Source organism: Arenibacter certesii DSM 19833 (assembly GCF_000429545.1).
GTDB classification, from domain to species: Bacteria; Bacteroidota; Bacteroidia; order Flavobacteriales; family Flavobacteriaceae; genus Arenibacter; species Arenibacter certesii.
Genome location: NZ_AUCB01000005.1, coordinates 38,707 through 57,846, shown reverse-complemented (window position 1 = coordinate 57,846; position 19,140 = coordinate 38,707). Strand labels below are relative to the sequence as shown.

The 19,140-nt window shown below is 37.7% G+C and carries 16 protein-coding genes; 9 read left to right on the top strand and 7 right to left on the bottom strand.

Annotated elements, in window-relative coordinates; all coding sequences use genetic code 11:
* Positions 1-3 precede the first annotated feature (3 nt).
* The 5 genes from G466_RS0102305 (at position 4) to G466_RS0102285 (ending at position 6,371) form a co-directional block, all read left to right on the top strand.
* Positions 4-1,659 (top strand): SusD/RagB family nutrient-binding outer membrane lipoprotein, encoded by a 1,656-nt coding sequence (locus G466_RS0102305; RefSeq protein ID WP_205622016.1) that lies wholly within the window; start codon positions 4-6, stop codon positions 1,657-1,659.
* A gap of 205 nt (positions 1,660-1,864) precedes the next feature.
* A complete protein-coding gene (locus tag G466_RS21280; protein ID WP_051315497.1) occupies positions 1,865-3,076 on the top strand; it encodes a sialidase family protein in 1,212 nt (403 codons plus the stop codon).
* A 51-nt stretch (positions 3,077-3,127) separates the two neighbouring features.
* Entirely contained in the window at positions 3,128-4,249 is a 1,122-nt protein-coding gene (locus tag G466_RS0102295; protein ID WP_026812195.1) for a metallophosphoesterase family protein, read from the top strand.
* A gap of 207 nt (positions 4,250-4,456) precedes the next feature.
* Positions 4,457-5,728, top strand: coding sequence for a hypothetical protein (locus G466_RS0102290; protein ID WP_026812194.1), 1,272 nt, complete (start codon positions 4,457-4,459; stop codon positions 5,726-5,728).
* A 4-nt stretch (positions 5,729-5,732) separates the two neighbouring features.
* Complete coding sequence (locus tag G466_RS0102285; RefSeq protein WP_026812193.1) at positions 5,733-6,371, top strand: hypothetical protein; 639 nt, start codon at positions 5,733-5,735, stop codon at positions 6,369-6,371.
* Between the two features lie 36 nt (positions 6,372-6,407).
* Here the strand turns inward: G466_RS0102285 and G466_RS0102280 are convergent, their stop codons facing one another.
* Positions 6,408-7,256, bottom strand: coding sequence for an AraC family transcriptional regulator (locus tag G466_RS0102280; protein ID WP_026812192.1), 849 nt, complete (start codon positions 7,254-7,256; stop codon positions 6,408-6,410).
* Between the two features lie 231 nt (positions 7,257-7,487).
* Between G466_RS0102280 and G466_RS0102275 the strand changes: the two genes are divergently transcribed.
* Together G466_RS0102275 and G466_RS0102265 are read left to right on the top strand one after the other, a co-directional pair.
* The gene (locus G466_RS0102275) at positions 7,488-8,411 is read left to right on the top strand and encodes a dihydrodipicolinate synthase family protein (RefSeq protein ID WP_026812191.1); all 924 of its coding nucleotides are present in this window, start codon (positions 7,488-7,490) and stop codon (positions 8,409-8,411) included.
* A gap of 327 nt (positions 8,412-8,738) precedes the next feature.
* Positions 8,739-10,184 carry a PHP domain-containing protein gene (locus tag G466_RS0102265; RefSeq protein ID WP_026812189.1) on the top strand — a complete coding sequence of 482 codons (1,446 nt, stop codon included), beginning with the start codon at positions 8,739-8,741 and terminating at the stop codon, positions 10,182-10,184.
* Positions 10,185-10,239: 55 nt separating this feature from the next.
* Here G466_RS0102265 and G466_RS0102260 read toward each other — a convergent pair whose 3' ends face one another.
* Together G466_RS0102260 and G466_RS0102250 are read right to left on the bottom strand one after the other, a co-directional pair.
* Positions 10,240-11,115 carry a glycerophosphodiester phosphodiesterase family protein gene (locus G466_RS0102260; RefSeq protein WP_051315495.1) on the bottom strand — a complete coding sequence of 292 codons (876 nt, stop codon included), beginning with the start codon at positions 11,113-11,115 and terminating at the stop codon, positions 10,240-10,242.
* 336 nt (positions 11,116-11,451) lie between these two features.
* The gene (locus G466_RS0102250) at positions 11,452-12,123 is read right to left on the bottom strand and encodes an ankyrin repeat domain-containing protein (protein WP_026812187.1); all 672 of its coding nucleotides are present in this window, start codon (positions 12,121-12,123) and stop codon (positions 11,452-11,454) included.
* Positions 12,124-12,475: 352 nt separating this feature from the next.
* Here G466_RS0102250 and G466_RS0102245 point away from each other — a divergent pair, with 352 nt between their 5' ends.
* On the top strand, positions 12,476-14,005 hold the full coding sequence (locus tag G466_RS0102245; RefSeq protein WP_026812186.1) for a GH3 family domain-containing protein: 1,530 nt from the start codon (positions 12,476-12,478) through the stop codon (positions 14,003-14,005).
* 79 nt (positions 14,006-14,084) lie between these two features.
* Here the strand turns inward: G466_RS0102245 and G466_RS0102240 are convergent, their stop codons facing one another.
* From G466_RS0102240 to G466_RS0102225, 4 genes are all read right to left on the bottom strand, one after another.
* Complete coding sequence (locus tag G466_RS0102240) at positions 14,085-14,651, bottom strand: hypothetical protein (protein ID WP_034234420.1); 567 nt, start codon at positions 14,649-14,651, stop codon at positions 14,085-14,087.
* Positions 14,652-14,899: 248 nt separating this feature from the next.
* Positions 14,900-15,892, bottom strand: coding sequence for a YpdA family putative bacillithiol disulfide reductase (locus G466_RS0102235; protein ID WP_026812184.1), 993 nt, complete (start codon positions 15,890-15,892; stop codon positions 14,900-14,902).
* Entirely contained in the window at positions 15,892-16,551 is a 660-nt protein-coding gene (gene rpe, locus G466_RS0102230) for a ribulose-phosphate 3-epimerase (RefSeq protein WP_026812183.1), read from the bottom strand. The genes G466_RS0102235 and rpe overlap by 1 nt, the downstream gene beginning before the upstream one ends.
* Positions 16,552-16,693: 142 nt before the next feature.
* Complete coding sequence (locus tag G466_RS0102225) at positions 16,694-17,929, bottom strand: DEAD/DEAH box helicase (RefSeq protein ID WP_026812182.1); 1,236 nt, start codon at positions 17,927-17,929, stop codon at positions 16,694-16,696.
* A gap of 137 nt (positions 17,930-18,066) precedes the next feature.
* On the opposite strand from G466_RS0102225, the gene G466_RS0102220 reads away from it, so the two are divergent.
* Entirely contained in the window at positions 18,067-19,020 is a 954-nt protein-coding gene (locus tag G466_RS0102220; RefSeq protein ID WP_026812181.1) for a TIM barrel protein, read from the top strand.
* Positions 19,021-19,140 lie beyond the last annotated feature (120 nt).

Here is a 19,140-nt window from a genome sequence, read left to right as displayed (position 1 = left end):
ATCATGATGTATCACATAAGAAATAAAGTTGCTGTAATGTTAATCGGCCTTGCCTTTTTGGTGTCCTGCCATGGTTTGGAAGAGTTAAATGAAAACCCAAATCAAATAAGTGCAGAAACCGTGGAACCTAATTTATTGGTACCGACGGTAATAACAGGTGCCGCAAAAAACACCCTGAATCTAGGTTTCGGTGATTTGGCGGGGGTAATGCAACACACACAAAAAGACGGGTGGTCCGGAGGACATAATACCTATGATTGGAGCAATGACTCCCATAGTTGGAATGGCCTGTATAGCATTCTAACCAATAACAAAACCTTAATTCAAAAGGCGGAGAGTGAGAATTTAGAATTCCACCTTGGATTAGGACTGGTTATGAGAGCTTATTTATTTGGAATGATTACAGATCTGTGGGGAGATGCTCCCTATTCTGAAGCGCTCAGAGGAAATGAAGGAGCAGCATTTTTTGATGCGGCCTTTGACGATCAAAAAGATATCTATCTTGGAATCCTAGACGATCTTGCTAGGGCTAATACGTTGTTGTCTAAAAGTCAAGATTCCTATTTTGGAATTAAGGGGGCTCAAGATGTACTTTACGCGGGGAGCGTTGCGAAATGGAGAAAATTTGCTAATTCGCTGGCGTTAAGGTATTATATGAGACTGTCCGAAAAAGAGCCAGGTTTGGCAGAAGATGGCATCAAAAGAATAACTACCAACCCAGGGCAATATCCTTTGATCTTGAACGCAGCGGATGATGCGGCTATGGCATATGTAGGTAATACTGGGAACGATTCTTGGCCTACTAATACTAAGTTTGACACAGATTCCCAAGGAGCGTATTTTAGAATTAAAATAGCAGAAACCTTAGTGGAGGTATTAAAATCTTTGGATGATCCAAGATTAGGGGTATGGGCGAATAAAGTGGGTATACCCCTGGTTTTGGATGCAGGGGCACCAGATGGTACGGATTATATGCTGGATGGAGAAAGGCATGTTTCCCAAGATATTGTGGATGCATATGAAGATGTGGTGGGAGTGCCAGTAAATTATGCTAAGGATTATATTGGATTGCCAACTGCTATCACCTTGGGTCCTGCTTTTAACTTAAAGAAGGAATTTAAACAAGGTTCATTTAATCCACATGTTTCACAGTTAAATGATATTTATAAAGAAGCAAAGGGGCCCTTATTAAAAGCTCGTTTGTTATCTGCAGCTGAGGTTCATTTTATTTTGGCGGAAGCAGCACTCAAAGGTTGGGTGTCTGGTAGTCCAGAGGGCCATTATAATGAAGGTATTAAGCAATCCTTGGAAACTTGGGGCGTAGGAGGTAGTTATAACGATTATATTACAGGTGCTCGCTACGGAGGTCTAGAAGATATTATGCTGCAAAAGTGGATAGCAAACTGGACTTCCGCAGCAGAAGCATGGTTTGATTATAGGAGAACAGGTTTCCCAAATTTACAGACCGGCGAGGCTTCTAAACGAGATGCATTACCCTTGAGGTTTTATTATCATATCAATGAGATTGACACCAATTCTGAAAATGCCGATGCCGCAATAAGCAAGCTCGATGCCACTCAGTTTAAGGGAGAAGATACCAGTAATAACAGTGCATGGTCTAAAATGTGGGTTCTACAAGGTACAGGTAAACCTTATTGATTTTTTTTTGTTTTTTCAATAAGTAAGGAGGGAGTTTAAATGTAGATTTTGATGTTCGTTTTAGCAAAGTTGGAAAATTGTATTGGTTAAATATTAACCAATTTCCATTGAGCTCAACACATAAATCATACTGTATTTAAACATCCTCTTTTTTATTATTTGCCATCAAAATCATTGAACAATAATCAATTTCTAAATTTATAAAATGAAGCTAATTAGTACCATCCAAAATTCGTCAGCGCCCTTCCGATATTTTATTGGTTTATTTTTTATATCCGTTAGTCTGTTTTCTCAAAAACAGCGGTATGGGGAAGAATATATTTTCCCTTTTCAAGGGCAGCATGTCCACGCAAGCTCTATAGTGGAACTTCCTAACGGAGACCTATTATCCAGTTGGTTTCAAGGTTCAGGGGAACGTAATTCCAATGACGTTGTAATAAATGGTTCTAGACTAAAAAAAGGAAGCAAGAAGTGGAGTGCACCTTTTCTACTCGCGGACACTCCCGGTCAACCAGATTGCAACCCAGTGCTTTTTTTGGATGCGAAAGATAAATTATACCTCTTCTGGGTCGTGGTTCAGGCGAATAGATGGGAAAGATCCATTTTGAAATATAAGGTGGCTTCGGATTATATGAAAGCTGAAATTCCAAAATGGGAATGGCAAGATGTTATTTTATTAAAACCCGATGAAGCCTTTGAAAAAACTATCGAGGAACAATTTGAGGCGATGCCTTCCCGTGGGCTAACATGGGCAGAATTTGCGCCAAATTACGAAAGCATGATCATAGAAGCCGCTAAGGATAAAACCAAAAAAGAAACGGGATGGATGACCCGTATTCATCCCACAGTACTCCCTTCTGGTCGTATTCTCCTACCACTTTATTCGGATGGCTATAACCTCTCCTTAATTGGTATTTCAGATGATAATGGGGCTACCTGGCAACCGAGCTTGCCTATTGTGGGCTATGGTAATATTCAGCCTAGTATTGTACAAAAGAAAGATGGAAGCCTAGTTGCCTATATGCGCGATAATGGAGATGCTCCCGGTCGTATTTTGGAAAGTACTTCTAAGGATGAAGGTTATTCTTGGACCCATGCCAGCGAATCTAAAATCCCTAATCCTGGTACCAGCGTAGAAACCATTGTACTAAAGAATGGGAATTGGATTATGGTCTATAATGATATTGAATCGGGAAGGTATAGTCTGGCTGTAAGCGTATCCGATGATGAAGGTAAAACATGGAAGTGGACCCGAAACCTGGAAAATGAGGTTAACAAAGAAGGGTCTTTTTCCTATCCGTCCATGATTCAGTCCAAGGATGGCTTAATCCATATTACGTATTCATATCATATCAAAGGAAATAAGACTATTAAGCATGTTGCATTTCCTCTAGAATGGGTAAAGGAATATAAATGATGTAAAAGGGAAATGGTATCTCAATAAATTAAAATATAAAAATAGTAAATCATGAAAAAAGTTTTGTTCTTATTATGCTTATTGATCGGTGCATTTGGATTGGCACAAGAAAATCCAAAGATTGCTTTTGGACCTTATATACAACAAATGGGAACCAAGGACGCTACCATATGCTGGTCTACTAAAGTAAGTGAGCCTACTATTACAGATCCCGAAGGAAATGTAAAGACCGTAAGTGAATATAAACACCATAAGATTCATTTGGGAAGATTAATGCCCAATACGGAGTATACTTATGATGTGCTTAATGATGGCACGGATGAAGGGAAAGGTACATTAACTACCTATCCCGAGGAAATAGCCCCGTTTAATTTTGTGGTTACTGGCGATTCTAGAAGTAGGCATGATGTACATGCCAAGGTAGTAGCCAAAATAATGGAAACCAATCCACGGTTTATTGTCAATTCTGGTGATTTGGTATCCAATGGTAGATCTATAGAAGATTGGGAAGCATTTTTTGAAGTGAATAAAGATTTGATGCGGAATACCCCCTATTATCCAGTATTAGGAAATCATGAGAAGGATTCCCCTTATTATTATGACCTTTTCGATCTTCCCAATAATGAGAAATACTACTACTTTACTGTAGGTGATGCCCTTATGATTGTTTTGGATAGTGAAGGAAAACAGATCTCCCAACCCGAGTTTGTGACCGATAAAAATAGTGAGGCTTTTTGGCAAGAGGCATTCTCGGAATATTTCATCACTCAAAAAAAATGGTTGGAAAAAGTGTTGGACTTAAATAAGGAAGCAGGTTTTGTTTTTATTTTTCAACACAAACCCCTTTACAGTGCCATGAAAAATCGAAAAGCGGAAGCGGAAAAGACTAGGAAGTTCTGGGGCGATATTTTTGAAAGACACCATGTGCAGGTCTTTTTTAACGGTCATGATCATCATTACCATAGAGCAACAAAAAATGGCGTTCACTATATTACCTCTGCTGGTGCCGGTGCACCGCTATATGACATTGATTTTGAACTTCCCGAAACAAAAAAAGCTACTAAAATAGAGCATTTTGTTAACGTGCAGGTTAAAAAAAACAAAGCCATTCTATTGGTGACGGATATTAACGGAAACGAAATAGAAACAGTAGAAGTTAAGAGACGAAAATAAATTAGACCAAAACCCTAAGCTAATAGGCCACTCACAATTGGACTAACGAACTGAGTCTTGATCTGATTGCTAAGTATAAAAGAAGAAAACGGAGCCTATGGGGCAGAGATGTACCACTACGTTCATTGGTGACTGATGGTAATTAGTGGAACTCATTGACATGTAAAACGTGTGATCGAAGAAATAAAATAGTCAAAAATCATTATTATGAAAACAGGCACTTGGCGAATCCCAGCACTAATTGTTGCTATGTCTTTGGCAACTGCATGGGCTATACGGGGTCAGTTTGGGCATGAGCAGGGTGCCGCATGGGCGGGCGGCATAGGCGGAGTTGCACTGGTGCTGGTTTCACGACGACAAGATTGGTACCGTAAAATGATGGTTGTCGCCTTGGCTTCTGGAATTGGCTGGGGAGCAGGCGGTATGATTAGCTACGGAATGATAGTTGGCTATGGCAAAGCAGACAATTTTATCAATGCCTTTTATGGTCTGGGAATGTTATTTGTAATAGGCGGACTTTTTGGATGGTTAGGAGGTGGACTAGTTGGGCTTACCCTAGATTCTACCAAGGAAAATAGAGTTAAATGGGGAGCGTTAATAACAGAAATGACAGTTGGCGGACTCTTAACTTACTATCTTTTAGTAGAACAAATAGGTGTAAAAATGACTCCGCCACGGTCCGAGGCTTGGGCAGTTTGTTTGGGTGCCGCATTAGCCATGTTATGGCATATGGCTAGGGAAAAAAGACTGTCGGCCATTAGGGTAGCATTTTTTTCAATGCTAGGAGCAGGTATTGGCTTTGGATTAGGTAACTTTTTACAGGTATTGGGCATCACAGCACTGGTTTCCTTTAATATGTGGAATGTTATGGAATATAGTATCGGGTTCTTTGGGGGCTTGGGGATGGCCTATGGTGTCTTCAGTTCCAAATGGCCAATGGATATTCCAGAGCCAAAAAAGTGGGAAAACTGGAGTGCCTGGGTTGTTATTGCTCTATTTATACCGCTAATCGTTTATAGAGAATCCCTGAGCTACGCACACTTTGCTAGGCGTTTAAAAAATTTACCAAACTTGGAGTCGCTCGCCACCATTAGTACGGTGGTGGCAGCTGTAGTACTATTTTTAATGATGATTTTACTGTACTTGCAATTGAGAAATAGGCAATTAGGGCAGAAAGAGGTGTTCCAAACCTTATTTATTTTATTGGTTCCCTATATGTTGGTGAGTTATATCGTTAAAGGGATTTTTGGAGGGATAATGGAAGCTACGCATCACCTGTATTTACTAAATATTTTAATACTTATACTATTACTTCGTTTCATAAAAGCACCCTTTTCTTTTGGGAACCAAGACAGTGTGCCAATAAAAAAATGGTCTCTCTATTTGTTGGTTGCTATAACATTTATGGCTCTTTTGGCATTGCTGGCCATTACTTTGCATGGCGATATAGGGGGTCACAATAGATTTCCTTTAGACTAGGTGTATGACGAATAAAGATAAAGAAAAGAACATTTTTTTCATCACAGTTGTTGTGATAATAGCTATAGGATATGCTGTTTTAAGGTATCATCTAAAAGGGGATGTGCCTTGGAAGGACTTTCCCATCTTCGTCCTTAATAAGGGAGTGTCCTTAGGGGCTATAACCATTCTTACTTTATGTGTTTCCATTAGGCCGTTGTCCACCCTGGGCATAGTTGTTTTTTCAACAAGAGCTGCTAAGAAACTATTGGGGATTTCTGGACTTTTAATGACCATTCTCCATGTATTATTGAGTTTGTTAATTCTTAATCCCTCTTATTTTAATGTTTTTTTTGAAGAGAACGGCACGTTGTCTGCTAGGGGAGGAATAAGTTTATTAGCTGGGGTGATTAGTTTTATGATGTTAGTAGTTTATCATCAATGTTTCAAGAATGGGGGAGTAGGTAAAGAAAGACTGGTGAATTTTTTGACCTCTAGTAAATTTATACTGGGATTGTTATTATTATTCGGGCTACATCTATTTTTTTTGGGATATCACAATTGGATGAACTTTGCTAATTGGAAAGGGGGACTGCCTCCTATCACCTTAGTTTCTTTTGTAGTAATATCTTTAGGAGTGTTGATTAATGTTTTTAAGCGGTAGGGTTCATTTGTATTAAAGGCCAGCACGGAGGTAGAATTATCTAAACGTCTTACGATATTCGGATGGGGTCTTTTCCATGATAAACTTAAAATAATGATTAAAATTGGCAAGATTGTTATAGCCACTTTCAAAGCAAATTTGGGTAATCTGCTTATCGGTTTCCGCAAGTAATTTGGCCGCTATGCCTACCCTTACGCTTTTTACATATTCCATAAAGGTAAGGCCAGTCTTTTTCTTAAAATATCTGCAAAAACTACTAGGGGCCATATTTAATACAGCAGCAGCTTCTTCTAATTTCACCCCTTCCTGGATGTTTTGAAAGACATATTCATACACCTTGTTGATCTTATCCAGATTTTTTGAAAAAGTAGGAGAGTGGCTATTGGGGTTGGATAAATTTTCCCTTTCTTCAACGTGAATCAGATAATTGAATATAGTTAATAATTGGATGTAATATGCCAAACCTGTCAACTGGGTGATTTTTTCTAGGATAGACCGTATGTAAGTATCATTTTTAAGCTTAAATCGCAGTCCAGTATTAGATTGTTTTAGTAAATCCAACACCTGCTCCAACTCAGGCATTTTGAAAAAATCCGAGTTTATAATGTCTTCCGAAAAATGGGTGACAATACAAAAGGGATCTTTCCCTTTTTCGGCATCCAAAGCTTCCCAGCAATGGGGCAAGTTAGGCCCCAAAAGTACGAGGTCACCATTTTCAAATCCAGAAATATTGTCTCCTACAATTCTTCTTCCAGAACCCGAGGTAATAAAATTTAATTCGAAGTTTTTATGAGAGTGGATTCTTGCATTGGATGCCAATGGTAACTTCCTCGAAATAAATGAATGTTTGGTCGGGACATAGATATTCTCAAATACAAACTCCATATTTAATATATTGACATTATATTGTGAATATAACTAATTAATTTTAAATAAAAGGTAATATTTAATGTAATTAAAACAATATTATAGTGGTGTGAGGTTTATAATTCATTTTATTTTGTGTATATCCTATATAGGGTTAATACCGGTATATTGACAAGTCTTATTGCTAGAGTAGGCTATTTGTTTGATATCGATGTAACCCGTATGCGGAAGACTTATAAATACAGGCAAATGAATTTACCTTTAAAGGGGATTATCCCGCCAATGGTTACTCCACTCCAAGAGAATCTAAAGTTAGATATTATTGGCTTAAAGAATTTGGTTTATCATTTATTGGATGGTAGAGTACACGGTATTTTCCTTTTGGGGACATCAGGTGAGGGACCTAGCTTAAGCCATAACCTCCGTAAAAAGTTGATCACCGAAACCTGTAGATTGGTAGCCGGGAAGGTGCCCATACTTGTGGGTGTTACGGACACTTCGTTTGAAGAAACAATAGATTTGGCTAGCCATGCAAAAAAAGAAGGAGCCGATGCTTTGGTGATAGCACCTCCATTTTATCTTCCTATCTCGGAAAAAGAAATGTTGGATTATTTGCAGAATTTAGTGCCACTACTGCCATTGCCATTTATTCTTTACAATATGCCTAGCTGTACAAAACTAAACTTAACTATGAAAATAGTAAGGAAAGCATGGGAGTTAGGAGCAATAGGAATAAAGGATAGTTCTGGTGATCTGTCATTTCTTTATATGTTAATCGAGGAGTTTAAAAAGGATCCCCTATTTTCTATCATGACGGGAACCGAATTGTTCTTACCTGAAACTATAATGAATGGAGGACATGGCGCTGTGGCGGGAGGCGCTAATTTTTTTCCTGGATTATTTGTAGAGCTTTATGAGGCGATTGAAGAAAAGGATTTTGAGAGGGTAAAATCCTTGCGCAAAAAGGTGATTAAGATCCATAATACCATCTATGAAGTGGGGAAATATTCATCTAGACATATTAAAGGTACTAAGTCCGCTTTGTTAGCGATGAACATTTGTCAGGATTTTGTAGCAGAGCCTTTACAACGGTTCAATCCAGAGCAACAGACGCAAATAAAAGAGTATGTAAAAGCATTTAACTATTATACTACCTCTAATCCTAGACAATAAATTCTTTATCTTGTTAGGCATAGGTTATTCATGGCTAACGTATGCCCTGATAGGTTGGCTTTCAAAAAACTTAAACTTTCACCATCATAGCGATGAGCGTAAAAACTAAACAAACTGTTTTAGATCTGACGGGATTCTACCTATTTTTCAGTATTTTGATTGTATTTTAAGAAGCCCTGATAATAGACCTTTCCGAGGGTACTTGTGGGGAGGTACAGTAATGTGTAGCACATCATAAAGGAATCAAAGGCCATAGATAGGATTATGGTTTTATTTTTTGTGTATTTCAACAAAAGTAAAGCTAAGGTGTAAAAATAGTTTTTGGACATGCGAAAAGAAAAGTGGGATGAGATTATAATAGGGATTGTAGGACCTCTTCTTCTACTCATTTTAGTTCTTTTATTTCCATTCCCCATCGAAATAATTAATGCATTAACAGTACAGCCGGTAGCTGATTTTAGTATTCATATACCTGTATGGAGAATGCTGTTTGAGCCTATTTTTGGGCCTTTACTTTTTTTTAATCGTGCGGTAGATCCTTTGCGTGAGATACCAATTGCAATTTTATGGATGTTGTTTCTTTATAGCGGTTATAGGTTGATGCAACTTAAAACCCTTCCTTCCAAGTCTTTAAAAAGAAAAAAGCTAATAAAGATGTTTGGTGATATTCCATTATTACTTGCGGTAGGATTTGCCTTCTTCTTGGTAATGCTATTTATCCCTTTGCCTAACAATACTATAGTTAATAATTCTAAAAATGATATTTTGGTTACCACCCATTCCCATACCGAATATAGCCATGACGGACTTACTACTCAAAAGAATATGTGGGAGTGGCATAAAAGAAATGGATTTGATGCTTTTTTTATTACTGATCATGCCAATTACAATAAAACCATGGAATTTTCCCGTCAACAGCGGGATAACAAATTTCCATTAACGCCGATGGTCATGGTGGGTCAAGAACATTCGGGCTCTAACCATATGAGTCTTTTGGGGCTAGATGGAAGTTTTCAGACCATGGAGCAACCAGATTCTACCATTGTTAAGTTAACGCATAATAATGGTGGTGCGGTAATAATAAATCATTGGTTTGATGGGAAGGGGAAAGAAAAGGAATTTTATAAAGAATTGGGAGCTGATGGATTTGAAATTGAAAATGTAGGTAAGGAATTGTATTATGATCGTACCTTATTTCAGGAGCTTAAACAATATTGTGAAGAAAATGAATTAATTATGGTGGGAGGGTTGGATTATCATGGTTATGGAAGGGTATGCGCAATTTGGAATGCCTTTACAATCCCCAACTGGTATGCTATGGATCCAAAGGCAAAAGTGAGGTCTATAGTCGAAATTTTAAGAGATAGGGACCAGAGCAAGCTAAAGATACTAATGTATCGGGATCGGCCTTCTTATAAGGGCATACCTCTATTATTGAGTCCGCCTGTTACGATTATTAATTATTTTAGGTCTCTTAATGGGTATCAAGTGGCATCTTGGATGATGTGGTGGGCCATTCTCCAGTTGTTGCTAAAATTTAAAAAGATTAAGAATTTGGATTGTGTTAATGCTTTGCCTATTTGGGGAGCATTAAGTTCCTTGTTTATGCTGGTTTTGGGAGTTTTTTATTATAGGCGCGGCCAAGCCTTGCAAGGGTATACAAAATTGTATACTGAGTACAGCACCCTCTTGTATATTATTGGAGGTGTCTTTTTGCTATATTCGGGAATGGTGATATATTATCGATTCGTTAGAAAAAACGAAAATACGTAATCAAAATATTTGTCTAAAATAATATCGATTTTCCCGACTTTATAATATGGCAAAATTAACGGTGGAGGTTACGTGCTCTTAGGTAATTTAAAAGGGCTTCTGGTAAATCGGTCTGTATTACATTAACATACTTCTTGCTCAACAAAGCATTAAATCCAGAATCTTTTTTCACGCGTTCCATAGCATCATATTTTCCTAATGAATTTATCCAAACCCTTGCTCCGGAGTTTATGATGTTGCGCATAGCGCTGTCTTTATAGTAGCTTTCGTCGATATGAACAATATCAATATTATCCATCCTTAAAATTCTCCTCACTTCCCTTCTAGAATAGGCCCTTGGCATAATTCGTATCCTTTTGTCCAGTTTTTGCAAGGTTGGGGTGTCTTTATAATCATAAAGGAAAAATAGAATTTGGTTTTCCATGCCGTATTTTTGAATGAGGGCATAGGTCTTCTCAATGGAGGCCATATCCTCTAATTTAAAATCGATGTCTAGCAGAATTTTTCCCTTAGTCAATTGAAGCACCTCTTCGAAGGTGGGGATGTGCTCTGTACTAACGCTGTCCATATGCATTAGTAGCAGCTTTTTAAGTTCTTTTAGGGTATAGTCTTCTACATTTCCACTGCCAGTGGTAGTTCTGTCCAAGGTACGATCGTGCATAATTACCAACTCCCCATCTTTGCTTTGCCTAATATCTAATTCAACGATATCTACACCTATAAGAATGCTTTCCTTTATCGCGCCCAAAGAATTCTCTGGGTAATTATCATTGGTAGCTCTATGGGCAGCAACCAGAACTCGTTGAGGTTTATTTTTAAAGTCGGATAAAATACTATCTAAGTTAGACTCTTGTGCAGACAATCCAACAGTGAGAAAAAGAAATAGAACAAAGAGATTTCTTTTCACTAATAACGATAAATAATTTTTCATTTAAAAATTGAATTAAGCGCGTAGTAATTTGCAATTATGGATAACTCTAAGATAAGTGAATTATCCTGATCTATAAAGCATTTAAGTTTCCATTTTAGAAGGGATGAAGCGGCTATTTAATAAGTTGATATTATTAATCTTCCATAAACCCACTAGGGTGTTTAATGCAATCAGCAAAGTGTACGCTTTTAGGCGCAAAAAAATTGAATAAAAATTTAATTAGATGTGAAGGGTGGTTTTTTTTAAGGGTTAGGTGATCCTTACATTGCTGAACATTATATTTCTTCATTAATACTGAAAGACATTGGTCAATAATTCAATTACAAGAGGAATGAATTATTTAGCCCCGGCATTTTTTAGAATTTGAACAATTTCTTTAAATCCTTTTTGTTCTGCGTGCTGTAGGGGGGATACATTATTGCTGTCAGCGATATTTACATCGGCATTGGCAGCTATTAAAAGGGAAACCGTTTGTTGATACGCCTTTCCGCCATGTCCTAGAATTATAGCCTCCAATAGAGCAGTCCATCCCAAACGGTTAATATGGTCTACAGGATAGCTAGGGTCTTCAAGTAATATCTTAATGACCTCCAAATGGGCGCTTTCACAAGCCGGAATTAACGCGGTCCCTTGATAGCGATTTACCACCCGGTAATCTGGATTAGCGGTCATGCATAACTTTACAATTTCGGTAAAACCCTCGGCACCTGCATAAAGAAAGGGGGAGTTTAGCATATGATCTTGTGCATTAACATCGGCACCTGCATTAATTAAGATCTTAGCGGCTTCTATATAATTATTATAGGTAGCGATCATTAATGCCGTTTTTCCTTTACTGTCTTTAAATTCCAGATTGGCACCTTTATTAATCGCATGTATTAAGCTTATAGTGTCGTTATTTGCTGCAGCTTTAAATAATAAGGTGTTGGGCATATTATTATCTCCATTATTTTGGGCACAGGAGACCCCTACAAAAAGTATGAAACTGACTAAAAAAACGGTTTTCATTAATTACATTTTTGCTAAAGTTAAGCATCCTTGTCGATAATAGGAAGTGATTTTTAAGGTGATAACCGTCTTTATGGGAATTGTGGCCTATCTCTCGTATATAATAATAATCAAATTAAAATTTAGGATTCATCTTGTTCTTTATTATATGTTGCTTTGGCCTGTCCGTGCTATTAGAAATCACTGTATCGCCACAGATAAAAACTGGCCTCCTTCTCATGTTTTTAGCTTAGTTTTCTCCCAAAGTCATGATTAATTGAGGTTAGTTTTATCAACAATATTTTATTTGCATCAACATATTAATCGTCCGCGTTCATCAGTTATAGGGAGCTCTCATATTTTTAAAGAAAAAATGGCGATAGTAGGTAGTATAGTTAAAGGGTTTTTAGATTTAAGAGATCAGTTGGTAAGCGAAAAAAATCCGGTAGAATCCCAAAAAGAAGTATTACAAATGCTTTTGGAGACCGCTAAGGATACCGACTTTGGTAAGCATTATAAGTTTAATGAGATTTTACAATCGCCAGACCAGTTAGATGCTTTTACCCAAAAAGTACCTTATTTTGACTATAATAAAATGAACACCGAGTGGTGGTGCAAAATCCACGAAGGGGCTAATGATGTTAGCTGGCCGGGCAGACCAGATTATTTTGCTCTAAGTTCCGGTACAACTGGGAAGACTAGTAAACGTATTCCGGTGACCAATGAAATGATTAAGGCGATAAAAGACGCCGGAATAGAACAAGTCTATGCTTTAACGAATTTTGATCTGCCTGCCGATTTCTTTGAAAAAGATATTATGATGTTAGGTAGTTCTACTGCCTTAGATAATGTAGATGAACATTTGGAAGGGGAAATTAGCGGAATAAGCGCAAGTAAGATTCCCGCATGGTTTAGGGGTTACTATAAGCCAGGAGAAGAAATTGCAGAAATAGATGACTGGGACGAACGTGTTAATCGGATTGCCGAAAAAGCTACCGAGTGGGATATAGGAGCCCTAAGTGGTATTCCATCTTGGATGGAACTGATGCTCAAGGAGGTAATTGAAAGACATAAACTGAAGAACATTCACGAACTATGGCCTAATTTGCAGGTGTATACCTCTGGAGGAGTTGCATTTTCTCCATACGAAAAAAGTTTTAATGCGTTATTGGGGAAGCCCATCACAATTATTGATACCTATTTGGCGTCTGAAGGGTTTATAGCATTCCAAGCGAGACCAGAAACCGATGCCATGCAATTGGTAACCAATGGAGGGATTTATTTTGAGTTTGTGCCCTTTAATCCGAAGTATATAGATCAAAATGGAGCCCTGATAAAAGATGCCCCGTGTATCCCTTTGTCAGAAGTAGAATTAAATCAGGATTATGTTCTAATCATCAGTACGGTTTCTGGGGCTTGGCGATATATTATTGGAGACACCATAGAATTTACAGACATAGAACGGGCAGAAATTAAGATAACAGGGCGGACCAAGTTTTTCCTGAATGTGGTGGGATCTCAACTATCTGTAAATAAAATGGACGATGCCGTAAACCATCTTGAGGATCAATTTTCTATAAAAATTCCAGAATACACTATCTGCGCTAAAAAGATTGGAGGTGAATTTCATCATTGTTGGTACTTAGGCACGGATGAACAATTAGATGAGCATGAAACCGCAGAAAACTTGGATGAATATTTAAAAAGTGCCAATAAGAATTATAAGGTGGCACGTTCAAAAGCATTAAAAGGAGTAAAGGTAACTCCAGTGCCAGTTTCCATATTCCATGATTGGAATGCGGCTAATAAAAAGAAAGGCGGACAGGTAAAAATGGAACGTGTAATGGGAGAGGAAAAGTTTGAAGAGTGGGAACAATTTGTGATGGAAAACAGACAATCATAATACGCTTAAAATTATCTCTTATTGGTATTCGTTCAATTATAATAACAGGGAGGGTAAGTGGTATCGTAGGGTAAGTAAGCTATTTATCTTCCATTTGTTCAACCAAAACCATGATCTCTTCGGGGGATAAATAATATTTCTTGATTCTGTCTTTATAGTCTTGTCGGATTTCTGCATGGTCCAGGATAAAGTTTTTGGTACCTAAAATGTAAGTGCCCATTCCGTGGGATACAGCATACGTATCCGCAGCACGTTCTGCTTCTATTATATAAGAACCAGAGAGGAAGTATTTAATGCCAAACCAAAAAAGATTAAGGTTGCTCCTATCTTTGTAATCCATAATATGACCTAATTCATGCCCAATCCATCCTATCATAATCTTAGGATCAATGGATTTGGTATGAAACTCCTTCCCTGAAATCTTAAACTTTTCACTTATTAGGATAAGGTATTTTCTATTCTTCCTTGACCCAAAGAGGCTCCAGAAATTAGGCTGGGCCATCATAGTAGATTTTCTAATATTTTTTTTAAACTTAACGGTAACAGGAGTGTCCGCCAGTTCGGGGTAATAGGAAAGGGCAGTAGCTACCTCATCTTTAATGGATTTGGGAGCAATATGTTGGGCGTTTAATGAAACTAAGGTCATAAAAAAAATAAAGATTAATAGAATTCTCATCTGGATTCCCAATGATTATCGTTAGAGGTAGTATAAGTTATATAAAAATATACGGGTACAAGAGCGCATTTGCTATAGCATTAAAGAATGTTGGAAATGCGTTAATGGAGGGGGTGGTGTTGGGGTAATCTTAACGCTTTTTGTATTGTATTCTTTTTAAAAAGGCAACTATTTATGGCTTAGAAAATGAAAAATTAGGGCAATTACTTCAATAGTAATTAATCCGCAATAGTTGTCTTTTGCTCTCTGATTTTGTTTTCAATATGATCTATGATCATAGGGGCGTGTATCCTAGAATTTTCTATAAACCATTTATGGGTTTCCATACCTCCACATATTACTCCAGCTAAATAGATACCCGAAACATTGGTTTCCATAGTTTTAGGATTATAGTTTGGGAGTTTTTTATGGTCATTTGATAAGTGGATTCCTAATTTTTCCAAGAAATTGAAATTCGGCATATATCCCGTTAAGGCCAATACATAATCGTTCTCTATAGATATGGTTCCCTCTGGTGTTGCAATGTGGATTTCTTCTTCGGTAATCTCCTTTACGTTGCTGTTGTAATAGGCTTTTATACTCCCTTCGCTAATCCTGTTTACAATATCGGGTCTTACCCAATATTTAACGCGTTCCCCAATTTCTGGTCCACGGACAATCATGGTAACATCGGCTCCTTTACGGTAGCATTCCAAAGCAGCATCCACAGAAGAATTACTAGCTCCAATTACAGCAACCTTCTGATTGGAATAATAGTGTGGATCCTTATAGTAATGGGATACTTTTTCCAAATCTTCACCAGGGACATCCATCGTATTGGGGATATCATAAAACCCCGTAGCAACAATGATATTATCCGTTTTATAGTTATCTTTTGTGGTGTTTACAAGGAACTGACCGTTGTTCTTGTCTATTGAAGTAACCTTCTCAAACAATTGAATTTGTAATTGGTTAGAGGTTACTATTCTACGATAATATTCCAAGGCTTCATTCCTTTTGGGTTTGGCCTCTATGCTGATAAATGGGATATTATCTATTTCTAGCTTTTCCGAAGAGGAAAAAAATTGCATGTTAAGAGGATAGTTGTAGAGAGAGTTTACGATACATCCTTTTTCTATAATTATATAGGACATTCCTTTCTTCTGAGCTTCCAGTCCACATGCTATTCCTATTGGTCCACCCCCGATAATAATAATATCATAATCCTTCATTATCCTACTAATTCTTTTAATTCTGTTATTGTTTTAGAGGGGTCATCACTCTTAAAGATAAAGCTTCCCGCAACTAGAACATCTGCTCCGGCATCTATAAGTGGTTTGGCATTTTCAGAGGTTACTCCACCGTCAATTTCTATTAGGGTATGTGCTCCTTTTCGGTTGATCAATGCTTTTAAGGCTTTAATCTTATCATAGGTATTTTCAATAAAAGATTGACCTCCAAATCCTGGGTTTACACTCATGATCAATACCAAGTCAATATCGTTAATAGTATCTTCTAAGAGACTGATATTTGTATGTGGATTAATGGCGACCCCTGCTGCCATACCCTCGTCCTTAATGGCCTGTAAAGTGCGGTGTAAATGCGTGCAAGCCTCATAGTGTACCGTAAGGTTATTGGCACCTAATTGTGCAAATGTTTTTATATACCTGTCAGGATCTACAATCATAAGATGCACATCTATGGTCTTTGTAGCGTGGGCAGTAATTGCCTTTAATACTGGCATGCCAAAGGAGATGTTAGGTACAAAGACCCCATCCATTATATCTATATGGAACCAATCTGCATCACTTCTATTCACCATTTCTATGTCTCTCTGAAGATTGCCAAAATCGGCTGCTAATAAGGAAGGAGCAATACATTTTTTATCCATTCTTAATTGTCTAAAAGTTAATTTTTATAAAGATAAGGAATTTGCTAGGTTCTGCTAAATTGGTCGGTTTGTTTAATGAGCCGCTACCGATAATTCTATTACAGATCGATGTAAAATTATAGCGTATTTAATCAAGTAAATACTAATACCACCGTTTCTTTTTCTTTTTCGACGCTTCAGATTTTCTTCCTTTTCTGTGTTTACTTCCCTTCCTCTTATGTATTTCGGGCTTTGCTTTGGGATCTAAAGGATAAGGATTGTCCTCAACAACATCTATATGTTTTTGCATTAGCTTTTGTATGCTTATCACATATTCTTTTTCGTCGGCAGAGCAGAAGGAATATGACGTTCCGCTTTGTCCGGCTCTTCCGGTTCTTCCAATGCGGTGTACATAGGTCTCAGGAATGTTTGGAAGATCAAAATTTAGAACATTATCTAAGTTGTCTATGTCTATCCCTCTGGCGGCCACGTCGGTAGCGATTAAAATACTGGCTTCCTTGTTTTTGAATCGCTTAAGTGCTTCCTGCCTATCTATTTGAGATTTATCCCCGTGTAAAGTTTCTACTTTATAGTTATTTTTTAGCAGGGTTTGCTCCAATTTGTCCACCCCATATTTTGTTCTCCTAAAAATAAGGATATTGCCTTTTACAGTGTTTTTTAAAAGGTGCAGGGACAGTTCTATCTTCTTTGCTTTTGGAGTAAAATAAAGTAATTGATGTACTCTTGCAGCAGCCAAGGAGGTTGGAGTGAGCGTAATTTTTGTGGGATCCTTTAAAATGCTGTCAGCCAGTTGTACCACCTTATAGGGGATAGTAGCCGAGAAAAGAAGTGTTTGTTTTCCCGAAGGACAGAGCCGCTCTATTTTTTTAACATCATCTATAAACCCCATATCCAACATAAGGTCGGCTTCATCCAGGACAAGGGTTTCCACATAATCCAAATTTATAATATCCTGTTTGTGTAGGTCTAAGAGTCTACCTGGGGTTGCGACAAGGATATCTACTCCTTTTTTCAGTTCGGCAATCTGCGGTTCCATTGGGGTACCACCATAGACTACCGTGGAAACTAGACTGGTGTATAAACCGTAATCCCGAAAGCTTTCTTGAATCTGAATGGCTAATTCCCTAGTGGGACTCACGATTAAAGCTTTTATTTTATTTCCTTTTTTTGAGCTTTCTTGCCTATTATATAGCATTTGAAGAATGGGAAGTGCATAAGCAGCAGTTTTCCCAGTTCCGGTTTGTGCAGATACAATTATATCTTTCCCTTCTAAGACTAATGGAATAGCCATTTCCTGTACTGGGGTAGGGGCGTTGTAGTTTTTTTCTGCAACAGCTCTTAAAATAGGTTTGTTAAGCTTTAATTCCTTGAAATTCATGCATTTTATTTAATATAATATGGATGCAAAGATACATCTAAATCCTCGTTTATCATTTAAACCTAAAATTTTTGGACTATTAGATTATGGTTTTAATGAGTATATTTAGAATTAAGATTAATTAATTATATAGACTTATGGATAGAAGAAAATTTATTCAAGGCGCTGCTGTGGTGGGAGCGGGGACAGCCTTAACCAGTTTTAGCCCCATGAGTGCGGTTGCTGATCCCAAAAAAATAAAAAAGATTAAGCACAATCCTATTGGGGTGTCCACCTATTCTTTTTGGCAGTTTAATGGGCCAAAAGAGGAAGTGTCTATGGAGTTCTGTATAGATAAGGCAGCAGCGATGGGTTTTGACGGAATTGAACTTTTGTTGGTTCAGATGAGTTCTGAGGAAAATGGGTATTTGCAAAAACTTAAAAAACAAGCATTTCATGCGGGATTGGATTTAATGGGGTTTTCCACCCACCAGGGATATGTTAGCCCAGAAAAAAGCTCTCGCGATGAAAATATAGCAAAGACTATCCATCAAATTGAGTTAGCATATAAATTGGGTATACCCACAATGAGGTTAAATACAGGGCGCTGGGGAACGTCTGGTTCTTTTGATGAGCTTATGGCCAACAAAGGAATAGAATCGCCCTTGGAAGGTTATACCGATGATGATGCATTTGTTTGGGTGATAGAGGCCATAGAGAAATGTTTGCCAGTAGCAGAGAAATGCGGAGTAGTATTAGGTCTAGAAAACCATTGGGGCTTAGGAAGAACTGCAGAAGGGGTAAAGCGAATAGTAGATAGTATAGCCAGTCCATGGTTGCAGGTGACGTTAGATACGGGTAATTTTTTAGAAAATAGAGAGGAACAGATAAAGTTACTTGCTCCACAGGCTTTTTTGGTGCAGGCAAAAACCTATTATGGAGGGGGTAAGTGGTATACTTTGGATATAGATTATCCTAAAATTGGACAGATAATGCGCGATACTAATTATCGAGGGTATGTTTCGCTTGAATTTGAGGGAAATGAATCTCCAGAAACAGCAGTTCCAAAAAGCTTAGAAGTACTAAGGGATTCTTTCTATTATGAATTGTAGATTGTCCTAATATATAAAATGAAAAACTCCGGTAATCAGCCGGAGTTTATTCATCAATCAAAAAACGAACAGTCATGATAACTGTTGTTAACGGTACAATTTACGATTTTAACTACAAAT